The 15024-nt window shown below is 72.4% G+C and carries 15 protein-coding genes; 8 read left to right on the plus strand and 7 right to left on the minus strand.

Features of this window, described 5'->3' with window-relative positions:
- Positions 1 to 28: 28 nt before the first annotated feature.
- A complete protein-coding gene (locus ACSU53_RS24675; RefSeq protein ID WP_437031095.1) occupies positions 29 to 2572 on the plus strand; it encodes an FHA domain-containing protein in 2544 nt (847 codons plus the stop codon).
- 115 nt (positions 2573 to 2687) lie between these two features.
- On the opposite strand, the gene ACSU53_RS24680 is transcribed toward ACSU53_RS24675, so the two are convergent.
- The 3 genes from ACSU53_RS24680 to ACSU53_RS24690 form a co-directional block, all read right to left on the minus strand.
- Positions 2688 to 3422: a transglycosylase SLT domain-containing protein gene (locus ACSU53_RS24680; RefSeq protein ID WP_437031097.1), complete on the minus strand. Its 735-nt coding sequence runs from the start codon at positions 3420 to 3422 to the stop codon at positions 2688 to 2690.
- A gap of 373 nt (positions 3423 to 3795) precedes the next feature.
- Complete coding sequence (locus tag ACSU53_RS24685; RefSeq protein WP_437031099.1) at positions 3796 to 4848, minus strand: S-adenosylmethionine:tRNA ribosyltransferase-isomerase; 1053 nt, start codon at positions 4846 to 4848, stop codon at positions 3796 to 3798.
- Positions 4845 to 5543: an SDR family NAD(P)-dependent oxidoreductase gene (locus ACSU53_RS24690; protein WP_437031102.1), complete on the minus strand. Its 699-nt coding sequence runs from the start codon at positions 5541 to 5543 to the stop codon at positions 4845 to 4847. Before ACSU53_RS24690 ends, ACSU53_RS24685 begins: the two co-directional genes overlap by 4 nt.
- 251 nt (positions 5544 to 5794) lie before the next feature.
- Here ACSU53_RS24690 and ACSU53_RS24695 point away from each other — a divergent pair, with 251 nt between their 5' ends.
- The 3 genes from ACSU53_RS24695 to ACSU53_RS24705 all read left to right on the plus strand — a co-directional run bounded on the left by ACSU53_RS24695 (position 5795) and on the right by ACSU53_RS24705 (position 7976).
- A complete protein-coding gene (locus ACSU53_RS24695; RefSeq protein ID WP_437031104.1) occupies positions 5795 to 6940 on the plus strand; it encodes a GAF domain-containing sensor histidine kinase in 1146 nt (381 codons plus the stop codon).
- On the plus strand, positions 6933 to 7574 hold the full coding sequence (locus tag ACSU53_RS24700; protein WP_437031106.1) for a response regulator: 642 nt from the start codon (positions 6933 to 6935) through the stop codon (positions 7572 to 7574). Before ACSU53_RS24695 ends, ACSU53_RS24700 begins: the two co-directional genes overlap by 8 nt.
- Positions 7575 to 7730: 156 nt before the next feature.
- The gene (locus tag ACSU53_RS24705; protein ID WP_362088809.1) at positions 7731 to 7976 is read left to right on the plus strand and encodes a chaplin; all 246 of its coding nucleotides are present in this window, start codon (positions 7731 to 7733) and stop codon (positions 7974 to 7976) included.
- A gap of 450 nt (positions 7977 to 8426) precedes the next feature.
- On the opposite strand, the gene ACSU53_RS24710 is transcribed toward ACSU53_RS24705, so the two are convergent.
- Positions 8427 to 9215 carry a hypothetical protein gene (locus tag ACSU53_RS24710; RefSeq protein WP_437031109.1) on the minus strand — a complete coding sequence of 263 codons (789 nt, stop codon included), beginning with the start codon at positions 9213 to 9215 and terminating at the stop codon, positions 8427 to 8429.
- Between the two features lie 194 nt (positions 9216 to 9409).
- On the opposite strand from ACSU53_RS24710, the gene ACSU53_RS24715 reads away from it, so the two are divergent.
- From ACSU53_RS24715 to ACSU53_RS24725, 3 genes are all read left to right on the plus strand, one after another.
- Positions 9410 to 10207 carry an ABC transporter ATP-binding protein gene (locus ACSU53_RS24715; RefSeq protein WP_362088807.1) on the plus strand — a complete coding sequence of 266 codons (798 nt, stop codon included), beginning with the start codon at positions 9410 to 9412 and terminating at the stop codon, positions 10205 to 10207.
- 104 nt (positions 10208 to 10311) lie between these two features.
- Complete coding sequence (locus ACSU53_RS24720; RefSeq protein ID WP_437031111.1) at positions 10312 to 10746, plus strand: NfeD family protein; 435 nt, start codon at positions 10312 to 10314, stop codon at positions 10744 to 10746.
- Between the two features lie 143 nt (positions 10747 to 10889).
- Positions 10890 to 11852: an SPFH domain-containing protein gene (locus ACSU53_RS24725; protein ID WP_437031113.1), complete on the plus strand. Its 963-nt coding sequence runs from the start codon at positions 10890 to 10892 to the stop codon at positions 11850 to 11852.
- Between the two features lie 162 nt (positions 11853 to 12014).
- Here ACSU53_RS24725 and ACSU53_RS24730 read toward each other — a convergent pair whose 3' ends face one another.
- From ACSU53_RS24730 to ACSU53_RS24740, 3 genes are all read right to left on the minus strand, one after another.
- Complete coding sequence (locus tag ACSU53_RS24730; RefSeq protein ID WP_437031115.1) at positions 12015 to 12521, minus strand: HNH endonuclease; 507 nt, start codon at positions 12519 to 12521, stop codon at positions 12015 to 12017.
- A gap of 219 nt (positions 12522 to 12740) precedes the next feature.
- Positions 12741 to 13280 carry a YbhB/YbcL family Raf kinase inhibitor-like protein gene (locus tag ACSU53_RS24735; RefSeq protein WP_437031117.1) on the minus strand — a complete coding sequence of 180 codons (540 nt, stop codon included), beginning with the start codon at positions 13278 to 13280 and terminating at the stop codon, positions 12741 to 12743.
- 42 nt (positions 13281 to 13322) lie between these two features.
- Positions 13323 to 14105, minus strand: a complete 783-nt coding sequence (locus ACSU53_RS24740; protein ID WP_362088803.1) for a sporulation protein — start codon at positions 14103 to 14105, stop codon at positions 13323 to 13325.
- 193 nt (positions 14106 to 14298) lie between these two features.
- Between ACSU53_RS24740 and ACSU53_RS24745 the strand changes: the two genes are divergently transcribed.
- The gene (locus ACSU53_RS24745; RefSeq protein WP_437031120.1) at positions 14299 to 14940 is read left to right on the plus strand and encodes a DNA-3-methyladenine glycosylase; all 642 of its coding nucleotides are present in this window, start codon (positions 14299 to 14301) and stop codon (positions 14938 to 14940) included.
- Positions 14941 to 15024 lie beyond the last annotated feature (84 nt).

Here is a 15024-nt window from a genome sequence, read left to right on the forward strand (position 1 = left end):
TTCGGGGGACAACTCAGTGGGGCATGGAGTGCCGGAACTCGTACTGGAATCAAACGGACGTACCTGGACGCTCGATCCGTCCAGGACCTACGCCCTGGGACGCGATCCGCAGGGCGATGTCGTGCTCGACGACGCCAGGGTCTCCTGGCGGCACGCCACGATCAGCTTCAACGGCCACAGTTGGGTCATCGTGGATCACGGCAGCACCAACGGCACGTTCGTGCAGGGGCAACGGATCCACCATCTGGAGGTCGCCTCCGACACGGCGCTGAACCTGGGCAACGCCACCGACGGGCCGCGCGTGACGCTGACCGGTGTCGGGGCCGCCTCGCACCAGGCGCCGCCGCAGCAGGCGCCGCAGCACCAGCAGCCGTACGCGGCCCAGGGGGCTCAGGGCGCCCATGCGGGCTGGGCGCAGCAGGCGCCGCCGCAGCAGCCGGCCGCGCAGGCCGGCTACCAGCAGCCGCAGCAGGGCGCCCCGCAGCAGCCCGCGCCGCGGATCCCGCAGCAGCAGAGCCCCGGCGGCGGACCGGGCGCGCCGGTCTACGGCGACCGCAGCCCGACCACGTTCCACCAGTTCTCCCTCGGCCGGGTGATGCGCATCGGCCGCGCCCTGGAGAACGACCTCGTCGTCTCCGACCTCCAGGTGTCCCGCAACCACGCCGAGTTCCACTCGACGCCCGACGGGCGCATGGAGATCCGCGACCTCGGCTCGCACAACGGCACGTACGTCAACGGTCTGCCGATCCCCAAGGGCGGATCTCAGCTGCTGGGCCCGACCGACATCGTCGGTGTGGGCCACTCGACGTTCCGGATCGTCGGGGACCGGCTCGAGGAGTTCGTCGACACCGGTGAGGTGTCCTTCTCCGCGCGCCACCTGACCGTCACGGTCGACGGCGGCAAGCAGATCCTCAAGGACGTCTCCTTCGGCGTGCCGGAGAAGTCGCTGATCGCGGTCATCGGGCCCTCCGGCTCGGGCAAGTCGACCCTGCTCAAGGCGCTCACCGGCTACCGCCCCGCGAACCAGGGCGAGGTCCTCTACGACAACCGGAACCTCTACAAGCAGTTCGCCGAGCTGCGCCAGCGCATCGGGCTGGTCCCGCAGGACGACATCCTGCACAAGGAGCTGAGCGTCAAGAAGGCCCTCACCTACGCGGCGAAGCTGCGCTTCCCGGCCGACACCACGGCCGCCGAGCGCGCGTCCCGCATCGACGAGGTGCTGCGCGAGCTGAAGCTGGACATCCACAAGGACAAGAAGGTCACCTCCCTGTCCGGCGGCCAGCGCAAGCGCGTGTCCGTGGCGCTGGAGCTGCTGACCAAGCCCTCGCTGATCTTCCTGGACGAGCCGACGTCCGGTCTCGACCCGGGCATGGACCGCGACGTCATGCAGCTGCTGCGCGGCCTCGCCGACGACGGCCGCACCGTCCTGGTCGTCACGCACTCGGTGGCCGAGCTGGCGATCTGCGACAAGCTGCTGGTGATGGCGCCGGGCGGCTCGGTCGCCTACTTCGGCCCGCCCGAGGAGGCGCTGAACTTCTTCGGCTACGACACCTGGGCCGACGTCTTCTCCGCCTTCGAGAACTACCGCGACTACGACTGGGCGGGCCGCTGGAAGGGCTCGCAGCACTACCAGATGTACGCGGCGGACATCGACGCGGTCGCCCCGCAGTCCGTACAGGTGCCGGCGATGCAGGCGATGCGGCCCCCGAAGCCGCAGGGCTGGATGTCGCAGTTCGCCACCCTGGTGCGCCGCTACATCTCGGTGATCGCGTCCGACAAGGGCTTCCTCGCCCTGATGGTGATCCTGCCGGCGGTGCTCGGCGCGGTGAGCCTGCTCATCGACGCGGACAAGGGCCTCCTGCCGAACCCGCCCAACCCGCAGACCGGCCGGATCGTCCCGAACGGCACGGCGACGACGGTGCTGCTGATCCTGGCGGTCGGCGCCTGCTTCGCGGGCGCGGCGAACTCCGTGCGCGAGCTGATCAAGGAACGGGTCATCTACGAGCGGGAGCGCGCCACCGGCCTGTCCCGCTCGGCGTACCTGATGTCCAAGGTGTTCGTCCTCGGCATGATCACGGTGTTCCAGGGTCTGCTGGTCGGCGTGATCGGCTTCTCCAGCCGGGAGCTCCCGGAGGAGGGCCTGGTCCTCGGCGGCTTCACGCTGCTGGAGCTCTCCCTGCCGATCATGGCGCTCGGCTTCACCTCGATGATGTTCGGCCTGATCATCTCCTCGCTGGTGAAGACCGCCGAGAAGACCATGCCGCTGCTGGTGATGTTCGCGATCATCCAGGTGGTGTTCACGGGCTGTCTCTTCGCGCTGCACGGCTCGATCGGCGTCAACCAGTTCTCGTTCCTGATGCCGTCCCGCTGGGCGGTCGCCGCGGCGGGCGCCACGCTGGACTTCAACCGGATCAGCCCGCCGGAGACGCCCGGCGACACCGACCCGCTGTGGGAGCACACGGTCGGCGCGTGGGCGATGGACATGGGCGCGCTCATCGTGCTCGGCGTGATCTGCGGCTTCTTCGTGGCCCGCTTCCTGCGCCGCCACGAGCCGGAGGTCATGCGGAAGTAACCGCCGCGCCCACGGCACCACGACGACGCCCGAAGGGCGGCACCCGGTCAGGAGGGTGCCGCCCTTCGGCGTGTGCGTTCGCGTCGGACGCGAGGTACAGAGGTCCGCGCCGACCTCAGTACGCGCTGTCGACGTTGTCCATGGTGCCGTACCGGTCCGCCGCGTAGTTGCAGGCGGCCGTGATGTTGGCGACCGGGTCGTAGATGTTCTTCGAGGTGCCCGGGACGTGGTACGCCTCGAACGTCGGCGGGATCACCTGCAGCAGGCCCTTGGACGGGATGCCGTTGCGGGCGTTGATGTCCCACAGGTTGATCGCCTGCGGGTTGCCGGAGGACTCGCGCATGATGTTGCGGTGGATGCCCTCGTAGGAGCCCGGGATCCCGTGCTTCTTCATGATGTCGAGGGACTCGCGGATCCAGCCGTCGAGGTTGTTCGCGTAGGTCTTCTCGGCGGCCTTCTTCACCTGCGTGCGCTCGGCGGCGCGGCTGGCGCTCTCCTGGGCCTGGCGGGTCTTCTCCGCCTTCTTCGCCGCGGCGGCCTTCTTCTTCGCGGTGGCCTCGGCCTTCGCGCGGGCCTCGGCCTTCTTCTTCGCCGCGATCTGCTCGGCCTTCACGCTGGCGCCCGCGAGCTGGTCGGTGACGCTCGCCTTGACGTCCTTGATCTGCTCGTTGCTGTAGGCCACCTCGGCCACCGGAGCGGCCGCCTCGCTCGTGACGGTCGTCGACGCGTCGCTCGGCACGGCCGAGATCCCGATCGCGGCGGCACCGAGGGCGGCGACACCGGCGGCGGCGATCTTGTGATGCCGGCTCAGGGCGCGGCTGTGACCACGGGTGAGGATGTTCTTCGGCATGGGGGGTTGGACCTCTTCGAATAGCGCGGAGGTCGCTCGGCGTCCGGTGGGGACAGTGGTGCTTCCGGCACGAACGCCGCGGGTCGTACCCACGGCGCTGAGCGACGGCAGCCATTCTTAGCGGCCGCAAAATGGGGTGGCAAAGGTGTGACGTACGAAGCCGGGTAGTGGACCCGGGAGGGGCAAATCGGTACAAGCTGGACTGAACGGGCCGCTCACGTGGGCGGTATGTATCTCCTACTCCCGTTCGTACGTGATGTGCGCCCTATGCCCGGCCTCACACGGGGCCCACCCTCTTCTCACACGCAGTTGCTGCCGCAATGCACTGGGTGAGCCGCCCCGGTTCCCCCGGTGCCTGTGCCCCCGGCGCCCCCTACGACCGTCGCTGCGGCAGGAGCAGGTGCACATCCCCGAACTCGTGCCACAGGTACCGCGCACGCAGCGCCTCCTCGTAGCCGCGCTCGACGGCCGCCCGTCCCGCGACCGCCTCCAGCATCAGCAGGTGCGACGCCTCCGGCTCGTGCAGACCCGTCAGCAGGCCGTCCACCACCCGCACCCCGCGCGCCGGCGTCACGACCAGATCCGTCCAGCCCGCACGCGCCCGCACCACACCGTCCGCACCGGCCGCCGACTCCAGCGCCCGCACCACCGTCGTCCCCACCGCGACCACCCGCCCGCCGCGCGCCCGCACCGCGTTCACCAGCCACGCCGACGTCCTGGGCACCTCGAACCGCTCCGGGTACGGCGGCTCGTGCACCTCCGCCGACGCCACCCCGGTGTGCAGCCTGACCGGCGCGAACACGACCCCCCGGCTCACCAGCTCCGCCACCAGGCCGGCGGTGAACGGGCGCCCCGCACTCGGCATCTCCGCACTGCCCGCCCCGTCCGGCGACGGCAGCGCGAACACCGTCCGGTACGCCGACAGCGGCTGGTCCCGCTCCGTGTACGCGTACCGGATCGGCCGCCCGTACTCCCGCAGCAGCCCGGCCACGTCCCGGCTCACCCGCGCCCACCACAGCCTCTCGCCCCCGGCGGACAGCGGCTCCTCCAGGACCAGCCGCGCCCCGCCCGGCAGCCGCACCCCTGCCCCCGCGCGCCGCGCGGCACGCGCGCGCGTGGTGCCCCGCCCGTCCGGCTCCCGCAGCTCCACCGCCCAGCGGCCGTCGTCACCGCGCGTGGAGAAGTGCACCACCACCCGCTCGCGCCCCGCCCGCCCGTCGACGGCCGCCGCCAGCGTCGGCGAGGTGTTCACCACCAGCAGGTCCCCGGCCCGCAGCAGCCGCGGCAGCTCCGCGAAGACGTGGTGCGTCACCCGCGTGCCCCGGGACACCAGCAACCGCACGGCGTCCCGGCCCCGCCCCGGCCCCCGCTGCTCCGCGGGCACCCGGGCCGACAGCTCCTCGGGCACCCGCACCGCCACGGTCACGGCCGGACCCCCGCGAGCGCCGCCGCCGCGTGCCGCCCGCTCGCCGGCCGCTCGTCCAGCAGCCGCAGGAAGGCGGGCACCACGCCGGACGGCTCCGGCCGCGGAGCGTCGTCGTCCGGCACGGCCGCCGCGTACAGGTCCGTCGCCATGTCCCCCGGGTCCACCGCCCACACCCGCAGCGCCGGCTCCTCCACCCCCAGCACCGCCGCCACGTGGTCCAGCGCGGCCTTGGACGCCCCGTACCCGCCCCACCGCGGATACGCCTCGACGGCGGCGTCCGAACTCACCGTGATCACGGCGCCCTCCCGGGACGCCCGCAGCAGCGGCAGTGCCTCCTGGACCAGCCCCAGGGCCGCCACCAGGTTCACCTCCAGCGCCCGCCGCAGCCCGTCCAGCGGCAGCCGCTCCAACGGCTCCAGCGGCTCGGTCCCCAGCGCACTGGCGTTGTGCACCAGCAGGTCCGCCCCGCCCAGCCGCCGGGCCGCCGCCACCAGCTCCGCGCGGTGCCCGGCGTCCGCCACGTCACCCGGCAGGGCGGTCACGCGCGTGCCGTGCGCGGACACCCGCCGGGCCGCCTCCGCCAGCGGCACCGGACTCCGCGCGTCGAGCACCAGGCCCCAGCCGCGCTCCGCCAGCGCCCCCGCCAGCGCGTGCCCCAGCCCCTTGGACGCCCCCGTGATGATCGCCACCGGCATGTCGTACCCCTCTCGTCGTGCGCCGCTCGGACGGCGTGATCACAACGTAGGGACGGCGCCGCCCGCCGCGCCTCGGACGAGGGACGCACGCGCCGGGTCCGTTCGCCCTGCACCGCGCACCCGGGTACCCCGGCCCTACGCCCCGCCCCGCGACCGGCCCCGGGTCCGCCCCGCGACCTAGGTCCCGGGGCCCGCGGCGGGGGGCCACCGGGCCGATCCGCCACGCCCGCACCCGCCGGTACCGTGAGGACATGAGTCACGGCCCCCGGTCCGGCCTCGCCGCGGTCAGTTCCGCGCTGCTGGCCATGAGCAGGCACCTGGAGGTGCGCGACGTCCTCAAGACGATCGTCGCCTCGGCCCGCGAACTGCTCGACGCGCAGTACGCCGCGCTCGGCGTGCCCGACGACCACGGCGGATTCGCCCAGTTCGTGGTCGACGGCGTCAGCGAGGACCAGTGGAAGGCCATCGGCCCCCTCCCGCGACGGCACGGCATCCTCGCCGCGATGCTCGACGAGGCCGCCCCGCAGCGCCTCGCCGACGTGCGCCGCGACCCCCGCTTCGAGGGCTGGCCCAGCGCCCACCCCGACCTGGCCGACTTCCTGGGCCTGCCCATCCGCGACGGCGACGAGGTCATCGGCGCCCTCTTCCTGGCCAACAAGAACTGCCCCAGACCCGAGGGCACCTGCGGCTTCACCGAGGACGACGAGGAACTGCTCGGCATCCTCGCCCAGCACGCGGCGATCGCCCTCACCAACGCCCGTCTCTACGAGCGCAGCCGCGAGCTGACCATCGCCGAGGAACGTTCCCGGCTGGCCCACGAACTGCACGACGCCGTCAGCCAGAAACTGTTCTCCCTGCGCCTGACCGCCCAGGCCGCCGCCCGCCTCGTCGACCGCGACCCCTCCCGGGCCAAGGGCGAGCTCCAGCAGGTGGCCGCCCTCGCCGCCGAGGCCGCCGACGAACTGCGCGCCGCCGTGGTCGAGCTGCGCCCGGCGGCCCTGGACGAGGACGGACTCGTCGCCACCCTCCGCACCCAGGTCCAGGTCCTCGACCGCGCCCACACCGCCCGGGTCACCTTCACCGCCCACGGCGTACGGGCCCTGCCCGCCGCCCAGGAGGAGGCGGTGCTGCGGGTGGCCCAGGAAGCCCTGCACAACGCCCTGCGGCACGCCGACGCCGACCGGGTCGACGTCACCCTGGAGCGGCGGGGCGCCGGTGCCGTCCTGCGGGTGACCGACGACGGCGGCGGCTTCGACCCGCGCCTCGTGCGCCGTGCCGGACGCCACCTCGGACTGGTCTCCATGCGGGACCGGGCGGGCGGCGTCGGCGGCAGCCTCGACGTGACGTCCGAGCCCGGCAAGGGCACCACGATCGAAATGGAGGTCCCCGGTGGCTGACGCAATCAGGGTGCTCCTGGTCGACGACCACCAGGTGGTCCGCCGGGGACTGCGCACCTTCCTGGAGGTGCAGGACGACATCGAGGTCGTCGGCGAGGCCGCGGACGGCACCGAGGGCGTCGCCCTCGCCGGGGAACTGCGGCCGGACGTCATCCTCATGGACCTGAAGATGCCCGGCATGGACGGCGTGGAGGCGCTGCGCCGGCTGCGCGAGCTGGACCACCCCGCCCGCGTGCTGGTGGTCACCAGCTTCACCGAGCAGCGCACGGTGGTCCCGGCCCTGCGCGCGGGCGCCGCCGGATACGTGTACAAGGACGTCGACCCCGACGCCCTCGCCGGAGCCATCCGCTCCGTGCACGCGGGACACGTCCTGCTCCAGGCCGAGGTGGCCGGCGCGCTCCTGGCGCAGGAGGACACCGGGCCGGGGCACGGCCGGGCCGGTTCGCTCACCGACCGGGAGCGCGAGGTGCTGGGGCTGATCGCGGACGGCCGCTCCAACCGCGAGATCGCCCGCGCCCTGGTGCTCTCCGAGAAGACGGTGAAGACGCACGTCTCCAACATCCTCATGAAGCTGGACCTCGCGGACCGCACCCAGGCCGCCCTGTGGGCTGTGCGGCACGGGGTGAGCGGCTGAGCCGCGACGCCCCGGCCCGGCGGACGGTTCCCCTCCGGTGAGAGATTCATACCGTCGTGGGAATGTCCCCCGGATGGCGCATCCTTTTTCGGCCCCCCGCGTTGCTCAGTGCGTGCCGCGGCGCCTGCCGCGGTCCTCGCAAGGAGGGGTTGGAAAGTGAAGAACCTGAAGAAGGCAGCGGCCGTGACGATGATCGCCGGCGGTCTGCTCGCCGCCGGCACCGGCATGGCCTCCGCCACGGACGGCGCCCACGCCGACGGCATCGCGGCGGGCTCCCCGGGCGTCGTCTCGGGCAACGTCATCCAGGTCCCGGTCGACGTCCCGGTCAACGTCTCCGGCAACACCGTCAACGTCATCGGCCTGCTGAACCCGGCCTTCGGCAACCTGGCCGTCAACCACTGACGCGCCCCGCACCGACGCGGTGACCACGGCCTCCCGGCCCCACCCGGGAGGCCGTCCGCCGTCCGGGGCCGGGCGGCGTCGTCCACCGCGCGTCGTCGTCGATCACGCGTTCCTGCGCGGCTCCGGCGCCCCGTGCCCGCTGCCCGCGTCCTCATCGGCGGCGCGCAGTCCTGGGTCCGCGGCGGCCCGTGCCTCGGCGTCTGCGGGGCCGCTCGCACTCCGGCCCCTGCTGGACCGCTCGTGCCCCGGCGCCTGCGGCCGGGTGCGCTCCCGCGTCGGCGCCGCCGTGGTGTACCGGCGCACGCTCCGGACGCTGCCGCCCGCCGGCGGCCACCGGCGGCCGACCCCGGCCGCCCGCACGCCCCGGCCCGTGGGCTGTTCCCACCCTGTGACCCGCGTGCCCCCGGGCCTCCGGCCCGCACGCCCCGCCGCCTGTGGTTCGGGTCGCGCTCAGCGGACGCCGCGCTCGCGTTCCTCCACCGCCGCGTTGTACGCCGCGACCTGCGCCCGCCGCGCCGTCCGCTCCACCGGCCGCAGCGCCGACCCGCGCGCCGCCATCTCCGACGCGCTCACCGCACCACCGTGTCCGTGGGTCCCCGCCAGCGCCACCAGCGCCCCGACCCGCTGCGCCAGCTCCAGCACCCGCACCGCCCGCGGCGGATAGCCCGGCGCCAGCACCTCCCGCCCGCGTTCCGCCCGCGCCCGGTACGCGTCGATCGCCGCCTCGGCCACCGGCCCCGACCCGGCCACGTCCAGCCGCGTCAGCACCTCCGTCGCCTCCCTCAGCGCCTCCGCCAGCTCCCGCTCCGCCTCACCCAGCGACGGCACGTCGGCGGGCGGCGCCTCCCGCACCGGGAGGCAGTGCCAGACGACCTCCACATGGACATCGCCCTCGGGCCCCGCCTCGGCGACCTCCGGCACCAGGCCCAGCGCGGCCCCGTGACAGACCACCGCCTCCCCGGCCTCCAGCGCCCGCGCGTTGAACTCCGGCGGCCCGCTCAGCCCCAGCGGATGCCCCGGCGCGGGCAGCGCGACCCGCAGACCGGTCGCCCCCAGCGACCGCAGCCGCCCCAGCGCCAGCGTCAGCCCCACCGGGGCCGACTCGCCCGGCAGCCCCGCGACCCGGTGCACGGCGTCCTCGCCGACGATCTCCACAACGGCGTCATCCGGCGGGACAAGTCCGGCCAACAGGGCATTTCCCCATGCAGCAAGGCGTCCAGAGCGTGGTTCCGACAGCATCCCCCCACCTTAGGCGGGCCCCCGGCCCGCCGAGGCAGGCCCGCGGAAAGCCCAAGAACCGGACCGCGGGACCGCCCCGCCCGGCCGGTGGCGTAGATTTCAGGGAGGGCTGCGCCCGATCGGCGCGGCGGACCGAGCCACAGGCGTAAGCGACTGCCGAGACCGGCCACACTGCAAGGGGAGACAACGCGCTCATGAGCGATGTTCTGGAGCTTCAGGACGTATCCGTGGTCCGCGAGGGCCGGGCTCTGGTGGACCAGGTCTCCTGGTCGGTCAAGGAGGGTGAGCGCTGGGTCATCCTCGGCCCCAACGGAGCCGGCAAGACCACCCTCCTCAATATCGCGTCCAGCTACCTCTACCCCAGCAAGGGCACCGCCACCATCCTCGGCGAGACCCTCGGCAGGCCCGGCACGGACGTCTTCGAGCTGCGCCCCCGCATCGGCATGGCCGGCCTCGCCATGGCGGACAAGCTCCCCAAGAAGCAGACGGTCCTGCAGACCGTGCTCACCGCCGCCTACGGCATGACCGCCGGCTGGCAGGAGGAGTACGAGGACATCGACGAGCAGCGCGCCCGCGCCTTCCTCGACCGCCTCGGCATGTCCGAGTACCTCGACCGCAGGTTCGGCACCCTCTCCGAGGGCGAACGCAAGCGCACCCTCATCGCCCGCGCCCTGATGACCGACCCCGAACTGCTGCTCCTCGACGAGCCCGCCGCCGGCCTCGACCTCGGCGGCCGCGAGGACCTCGTCCGCCGCCTCGGCCGGCTCGCCCGCGACCCGATCGCCCCGTCCATGATCATGGTGACCCACCACGTCGAGGAGATCGCCCCCGGCTTCACCCACGTCCTGATGATCCGTCAGGGCAAGGTCCTCGCCGCCGGCCCGCTGGAGCTCGAACTCACCTCCCGCAACCTCTCCCTCTGCTTCGGGCTCCCCCTCGTGGTCGAGCAGGTCGGCGACCGCTGGACCGCCCAGGGCCTCCCGATGGGCTGAGCGGCACCTCCTTCCGCCAACCTCCCTGCCCTTGAACCCTTTTCGGACCGACAAGGGACACCGGTGCCCTGTCGGCGACGGGAGCGCGGTCCTACCATGACCATGTGGACATCGACGCATGGTTGTGGTGGCTGATCGGCGCGGCAGGACTCGGCATCGCCCTGGTGATCACCGCGATGCCCGAACTCGGCATGCTCGCGGTGGGAGCCGTCGCCGCGGCCGTGACCTCCGGCATCTTCGGCGGCGGCGCGGTCGCCCAGGTCGTCGTCTTCACCGTCGTCTCGACCGCCCTCATCGCCGTGGTACGCCCCATCGCCAACCGGCACCGTGCCGGACGCCCGCCCCAACTGTCCACGGGCGTCGACGCCCTGAAGGGCAGACAGGCCGTCGTCCTGGAACGCGTCGACCGCTCCGGCGGACGCATCAAGCTCGCCGGCGAGGTCTGGTCGGCCCGCGCCCTGGAGGCCGACCGCGCCTACGAAGTCGGCCAGGAAGTGGACGTCGTCGACATCGAGGGAGCCACGGCCATCGTCATGTGACCCGTCGTGCGACCTCGCACGACGCAACCGGGCCGATACGGCCCCGAGTTGCTCCGCGGTCTGTCAGACTCGACCAGCAAGATCTTTCCAGGCACACGACCTGCCGAAGGCGCCGAGGCGAAGAAGGGTACGGGGAACCGTCGATGGAACCGGTCATCATCGTCCTGATCATCCTGGTGGTGTTGGTCTTCATCGCCCTGATCAAGACGATCCAAGTCATCCCGCAGGCCAGCGCCGCCATCGTCGAGCGCTTCGGCCGCTACACGCGGACCCTGAACGCCGGCCTGAACATCGTCGTGCCGTTCATCGACACCATCCGCAACCGCATCGACCTGCGGGAACAGGTCGTCCCCTTCCCGCCCCAGCCCGTCATCACCCAGGACAACCTGGTCGTCAACATCGACACCGTCATCTACTACCAGGTGACCGACGCGCGCGCCGCGACCTACGAGGTCGCCAGCTACATCCAGGCCATCGAGCAGCTCACCGTCACCACCCTGCGCAACATCATCGGCGGAATGGACCTGGAGCGCACCCTGACCTCCCGCGAGGAGATCAACGCCGCCCTGCGCGGCGTCCTCGACGAGGCCACCGGCAAGTGGGGCATCCGCGTCAACCGCGTCGAACTCAAGGCCATCGAACCGCCCACCTCCATCCAGGACTCGATGGAGAAGCAGATGCGCGCCGACCGCGACAAGCGCGCCGCGATCCTCCAGGCCGAAGGTGTCCGCCAGTCCGAGATCCTGCGCGCCGAGGGCGAGAAGCAGTCCCAGATCCTGCGGGCCGAGGGTGAGGCCAAGGCCGCCGCCCTGCGCGCCGAGGGCGAGGCGCAGGCCGTCCGCACCGTCTTCGAGGCCATCCACGCCGGCGACCCGGACCAGAAGCTGCTGTCCTACCAGTACCTCCAGATGCTCCCGAAGATCGCCGAGGGCGACGCCAACAAGCTCTGGATCGTGCCCAGCGAGATCGGCGACGCCCTCAAGGGCCTCTCCGGCGCCGTGGGCAACTTCGGTGCCATGGGCGGCGGCGGGACGAGCGGCAACGGCGGCGGCTCCACCGGCAGCGTCCCGGCACAGGAGCGCCGGGAGAAGCCCTCCATCGACTGACCCGGCCTCCCGGTCCGCCCCGCGCCACGGCCCGTCGACCCACGGCCGGCCCACGGCCCCCCGCTCCCCGTACCCGTCGAGGTGCGAGGAGCGCAGGGGGGCGGCACCGGCCCCGCGGACCGGCCTCGGACGCGGCGGCCGCCCGCCGCCACGCACACCTGCCTACGCGGCGTCCACCGTCAGCCACTCCGGGAGCGCCTCGAACTCGGCGGCCCCCAGGGCCAGCAGCATCGCGTCGGCCGGCGTCGGCTCGAACGGCTCCCGCAGCAGCGGCATGCCCGCCTGCTCGGGCGTCCGGTTCGCCTTGCGGTGATTGTCCTCCGCACACGACGCCACCGTGTTCAGCCAGGTGTCCTGGCCCCCCTTGGACCGCGGCACCACATGGTCCACGGTCGTCGCCCGCCGCCCGCAGTACGCGCACCGGTGCCGGTCCCGCACCAGCACGCCCCGCCTGGACCAGGGCGCCCGTCTTCGGAACGGCACCCGCACGTAGTGGCAGAGCCTGATCACGCGGGGCGCCGGTATGTCGACCGCGGCTCCCCGCATGCGCAGTTCGGGGTGGGCCTGCTCGACGACGGCCTTGTCCTGGAGCACCAGAACGACGGCTCGGTTCAGCGTCACCGTCGACAGCGGCTCGAAGCTCGCGTTCAGCACCAGCGTGTCCCGCATACCAGCCCACCTCCTGTGCGCACCGGCCCACCCCCTGGCGGGCTGGGGTCAACTCTGGCCGGGCACGCCGAGATGGACAACGTAATATCCGCTGCTCCGCGGGAAGCCCCCGCGCCTTGCGACACCAAGAAAATGCCCGCCCCGGGTCAATTCCAAGACCAGGGGCGGGCAAACGTTCCGTGAACGCGGCAATCCGGTCAGGATCCCGTCAGGAGTCCGTCAGGATCCGGCGGGCACCTCGTACTCGGCGATCAGGTGCGCCCGCGCCAGCGTGTGGAAGCGCAGGTTGAAGCCCACGACCGCAGGACTGGCGTCCGCGTCCGGACCCAGCTCCTCCTGATCCACGGCGTACACCGTGAACACGTACCGGTGCGGCCCGTCGCCGGGCGGCGGCGCGGCACCGCCGAAGTCGCGGCTGCCGTAGTCGTTGCGCACGTGCACCGCGCCCTGGGGCAGGCCCTCGAACTTCCCGCTGCCCGCACCCGTCGGCAACTCGGTCACCGAGGCCGGGATGTCGAACACCACCCAGTGCCAGAACCCGCTGCCCGTCGGCGCGTCCGGGTCGAAGCACGTCACGGCGAAGCTCTTGGTCCTCTCCGGGAAACCCTCCCACCGCAGATGCGGCGAGGTGTTCCCGGCAGCGTGGACCTGGGCGTCCCCCAGCGTCGCCCCGTCCTCGACGTCCTCACTCGTCACCGTGAAGGACGGCACGGGCGGATGGAAGTCGTGGGGCAGCGGCCGCCGCTCGAGCTCGGTCACCTCGGTACCTCCTGAATCGTCAGCCTTCGGTCACCACCGAGCCTAGAACCAGTTGCGCTTGCTGCCGACCTCCGACAGCCACTGGTTCAGGTACGCGGCCCAGTCGGTGCCCTGGTAGTCGTTCAGACCCACGGTGAAGGAACGGAAGGTGTCGCTGCCCTCGCTGAACAGCCCGGGCTTCTTGTCCATCTCCAGCACGACGTCCATGGCCTGCTCGTCGGCCACGAAGCTCAGCTCGACCTGGTTCAGCCCGCGGTACTGCTGCGGCGGGAAGAACTCGATCTCCTGGTAGAACGGCAGCTTCTGCCGCGTCCCGCGGATGTGGCCGCGCTCCATGTCCGCGCTCTTGAAGCGGAACCCCAGCTGGATGAACGCGTCCAGGATCGCCTTCTGCGCCGGCAGCGGGTGCACGTTGATCGGGTCCAGATCACCGGAGTCCACCGCACGCGCGATCTCCAGCTCGGTGCTCACCCCGATGTTCATCCCGCGCAGGGCCTGACCGTCGATCATCGTGACCGGCGTCTCCCACGGGATCTCCAGACCGAACGGCACCGCGTGCACCGCCCCGGCCTGCAGCTCGAACGCGCCCCCGAGCCGCGACTTGGTGAACTCGATGTCCTGCTTGTACTCCTGGTCGCCGCTCTCCACCTCGACCTTGGCCTGCAGCCCGACCGACAGCGCCTCGATCTGCTGGTTCACCGAGCCGCCCTGGATCCGCACCTCACCCTGGACGACACCGCCCGGCACGACGTTGACCTCGTGCAGCACCGTCTCGACCGATGCGCCGCCGGCCCCCAGGCTCGCGAGCAGCTTCTTGAACGCCATGTGTCTCCCCTTGTCGCCCTACGGCCTGTGTGGCCCGTGGCTCGTCCGTGTCCTGCGGACCGTCGTGTCGTGCGGACCGTCGCTCCATAACAACGCGATCGGGCCGTGACCGGTTCCGTGGACGTCACCCTGACAAGAACGGCGCCCCCTGACCACCCCGCGGCACGAGCCGCCTCCAGTACCCTCGGACGGCATGATCGCGACCCCCGACCGTACGCCTCTGCCCAGAGAGTTCTTCGACCGCCCCGTCCTCGACGTGGCCCCCGATCTCCTCGGCCGGATCGTCGTACGCAGCACCCCGGACGGTCCGATCGCCCTCCGGCTCACCGAGGTCGAGGCGTACGACGGCGAGAACGACCCCGGCTCGCACGCCTACCGGGGCCGCACCGCACGCAACGCCGTGATGTTCGGCCCGCCCGGCCACGTCTACGTCTACTTCACGTACGGCATGTGGTTCTGCATGAATCTGGTCTGCGGCCCCGAGGGCCGTGCCAGTGGGGTCCTGCTGCGCGCCGGGGAGATCGTCGAGGGCGCGGAACTCGCCCGGGCCCGTCGCCTGTCGGCCCGCAACGACAAGGAACTGGCCAAGGGCCCGGCCCGCCTCGCCACCGCACTCGGGGTCGACCGCTCCTTCGACGGCACGGACGCCTGCACCCCGCACGACACCCCGCTGAGGGTGCTCGGCGGGCATCCCGTCCCGGCCCACCAGGTGCGCAACGGACCCCGCACCGGGGTGGCCGGCGAGGGGGCCGTGCATCCGTGGCGCTACTGGATCGCGGACGACCCGACCGTGAGTCCGTACCGCGCCCACGTGCCGAGGCGCCGCCGAAGTTGACTCGGCCCGGCGGGACGCGTAATGTACTCCGGGCCGCTTGAACCGGGTACGGCGATCGCCTGCAGCCGGAAGCGGCCAACCCAC

The sequence above is a fragment of the Streptomyces sp. enrichment culture genome (assembly GCF_964273255.1).
In the GTDB taxonomy this organism is placed as follows: Bacteria; Actinomycetota; Actinomycetes; order Streptomycetales; family Streptomycetaceae; genus Streptomyces.

Excerpts from the sequence above, each read along its gene's own strand:
- ACSU53_RS24680 (WP_437031097.1), bottom strand. The coding sequence starts at position 3,422 with ATGCCGAAGAACATCCTCACCCGTGGTCACAGCCGCGCCCTGAGCCGG.
- ACSU53_RS24690 (WP_437031102.1), bottom strand. The coding sequence starts at position 5,543 with ATGCCGGTGGCGATCATCACGGGGGCGTCCAAGGGGCTGGGGCACGCG.
- ACSU53_RS24695 (WP_437031104.1), top strand. The coding sequence starts at position 5,795 with ATGAGTCACGGCCCCCGGTCCGGCCTCGCCGCGGTCAGTTCCGCGCTG.
- ACSU53_RS24710 (WP_437031109.1), bottom strand. The coding sequence starts at position 9,215 with ATGCTGTCGGAACCACGCTCTGGACGCCTTGCTGCATGGGGAAATGCC.
- ACSU53_RS24715 (WP_362088807.1), top strand. The coding sequence starts at position 9,410 with ATGAGCGATGTTCTGGAGCTTCAGGACGTATCCGTGGTCCGCGAGGGC.
- ACSU53_RS24725 (WP_437031113.1), top strand. The coding sequence starts at position 10,890 with ATGGAACCGGTCATCATCGTCCTGATCATCCTGGTGGTGTTGGTCTTC.
- ACSU53_RS24730 (WP_437031115.1), bottom strand. The coding sequence starts at position 12,521 with ATGCGGGACACGCTGGTGCTGAACGCGAGCTTCGAGCCGCTGTCGACG.
- ACSU53_RS24740 (WP_362088803.1), bottom strand. The coding sequence starts at position 14,105 with ATGGCGTTCAAGAAGCTGCTCGCGAGCCTGGGGGCCGGCGGCGCATCG.
- ACSU53_RS24745 (WP_437031120.1), top strand. The coding sequence starts at position 14,299 with ATGATCGCGACCCCCGACCGTACGCCTCTGCCCAGAGAGTTCTTCGAC.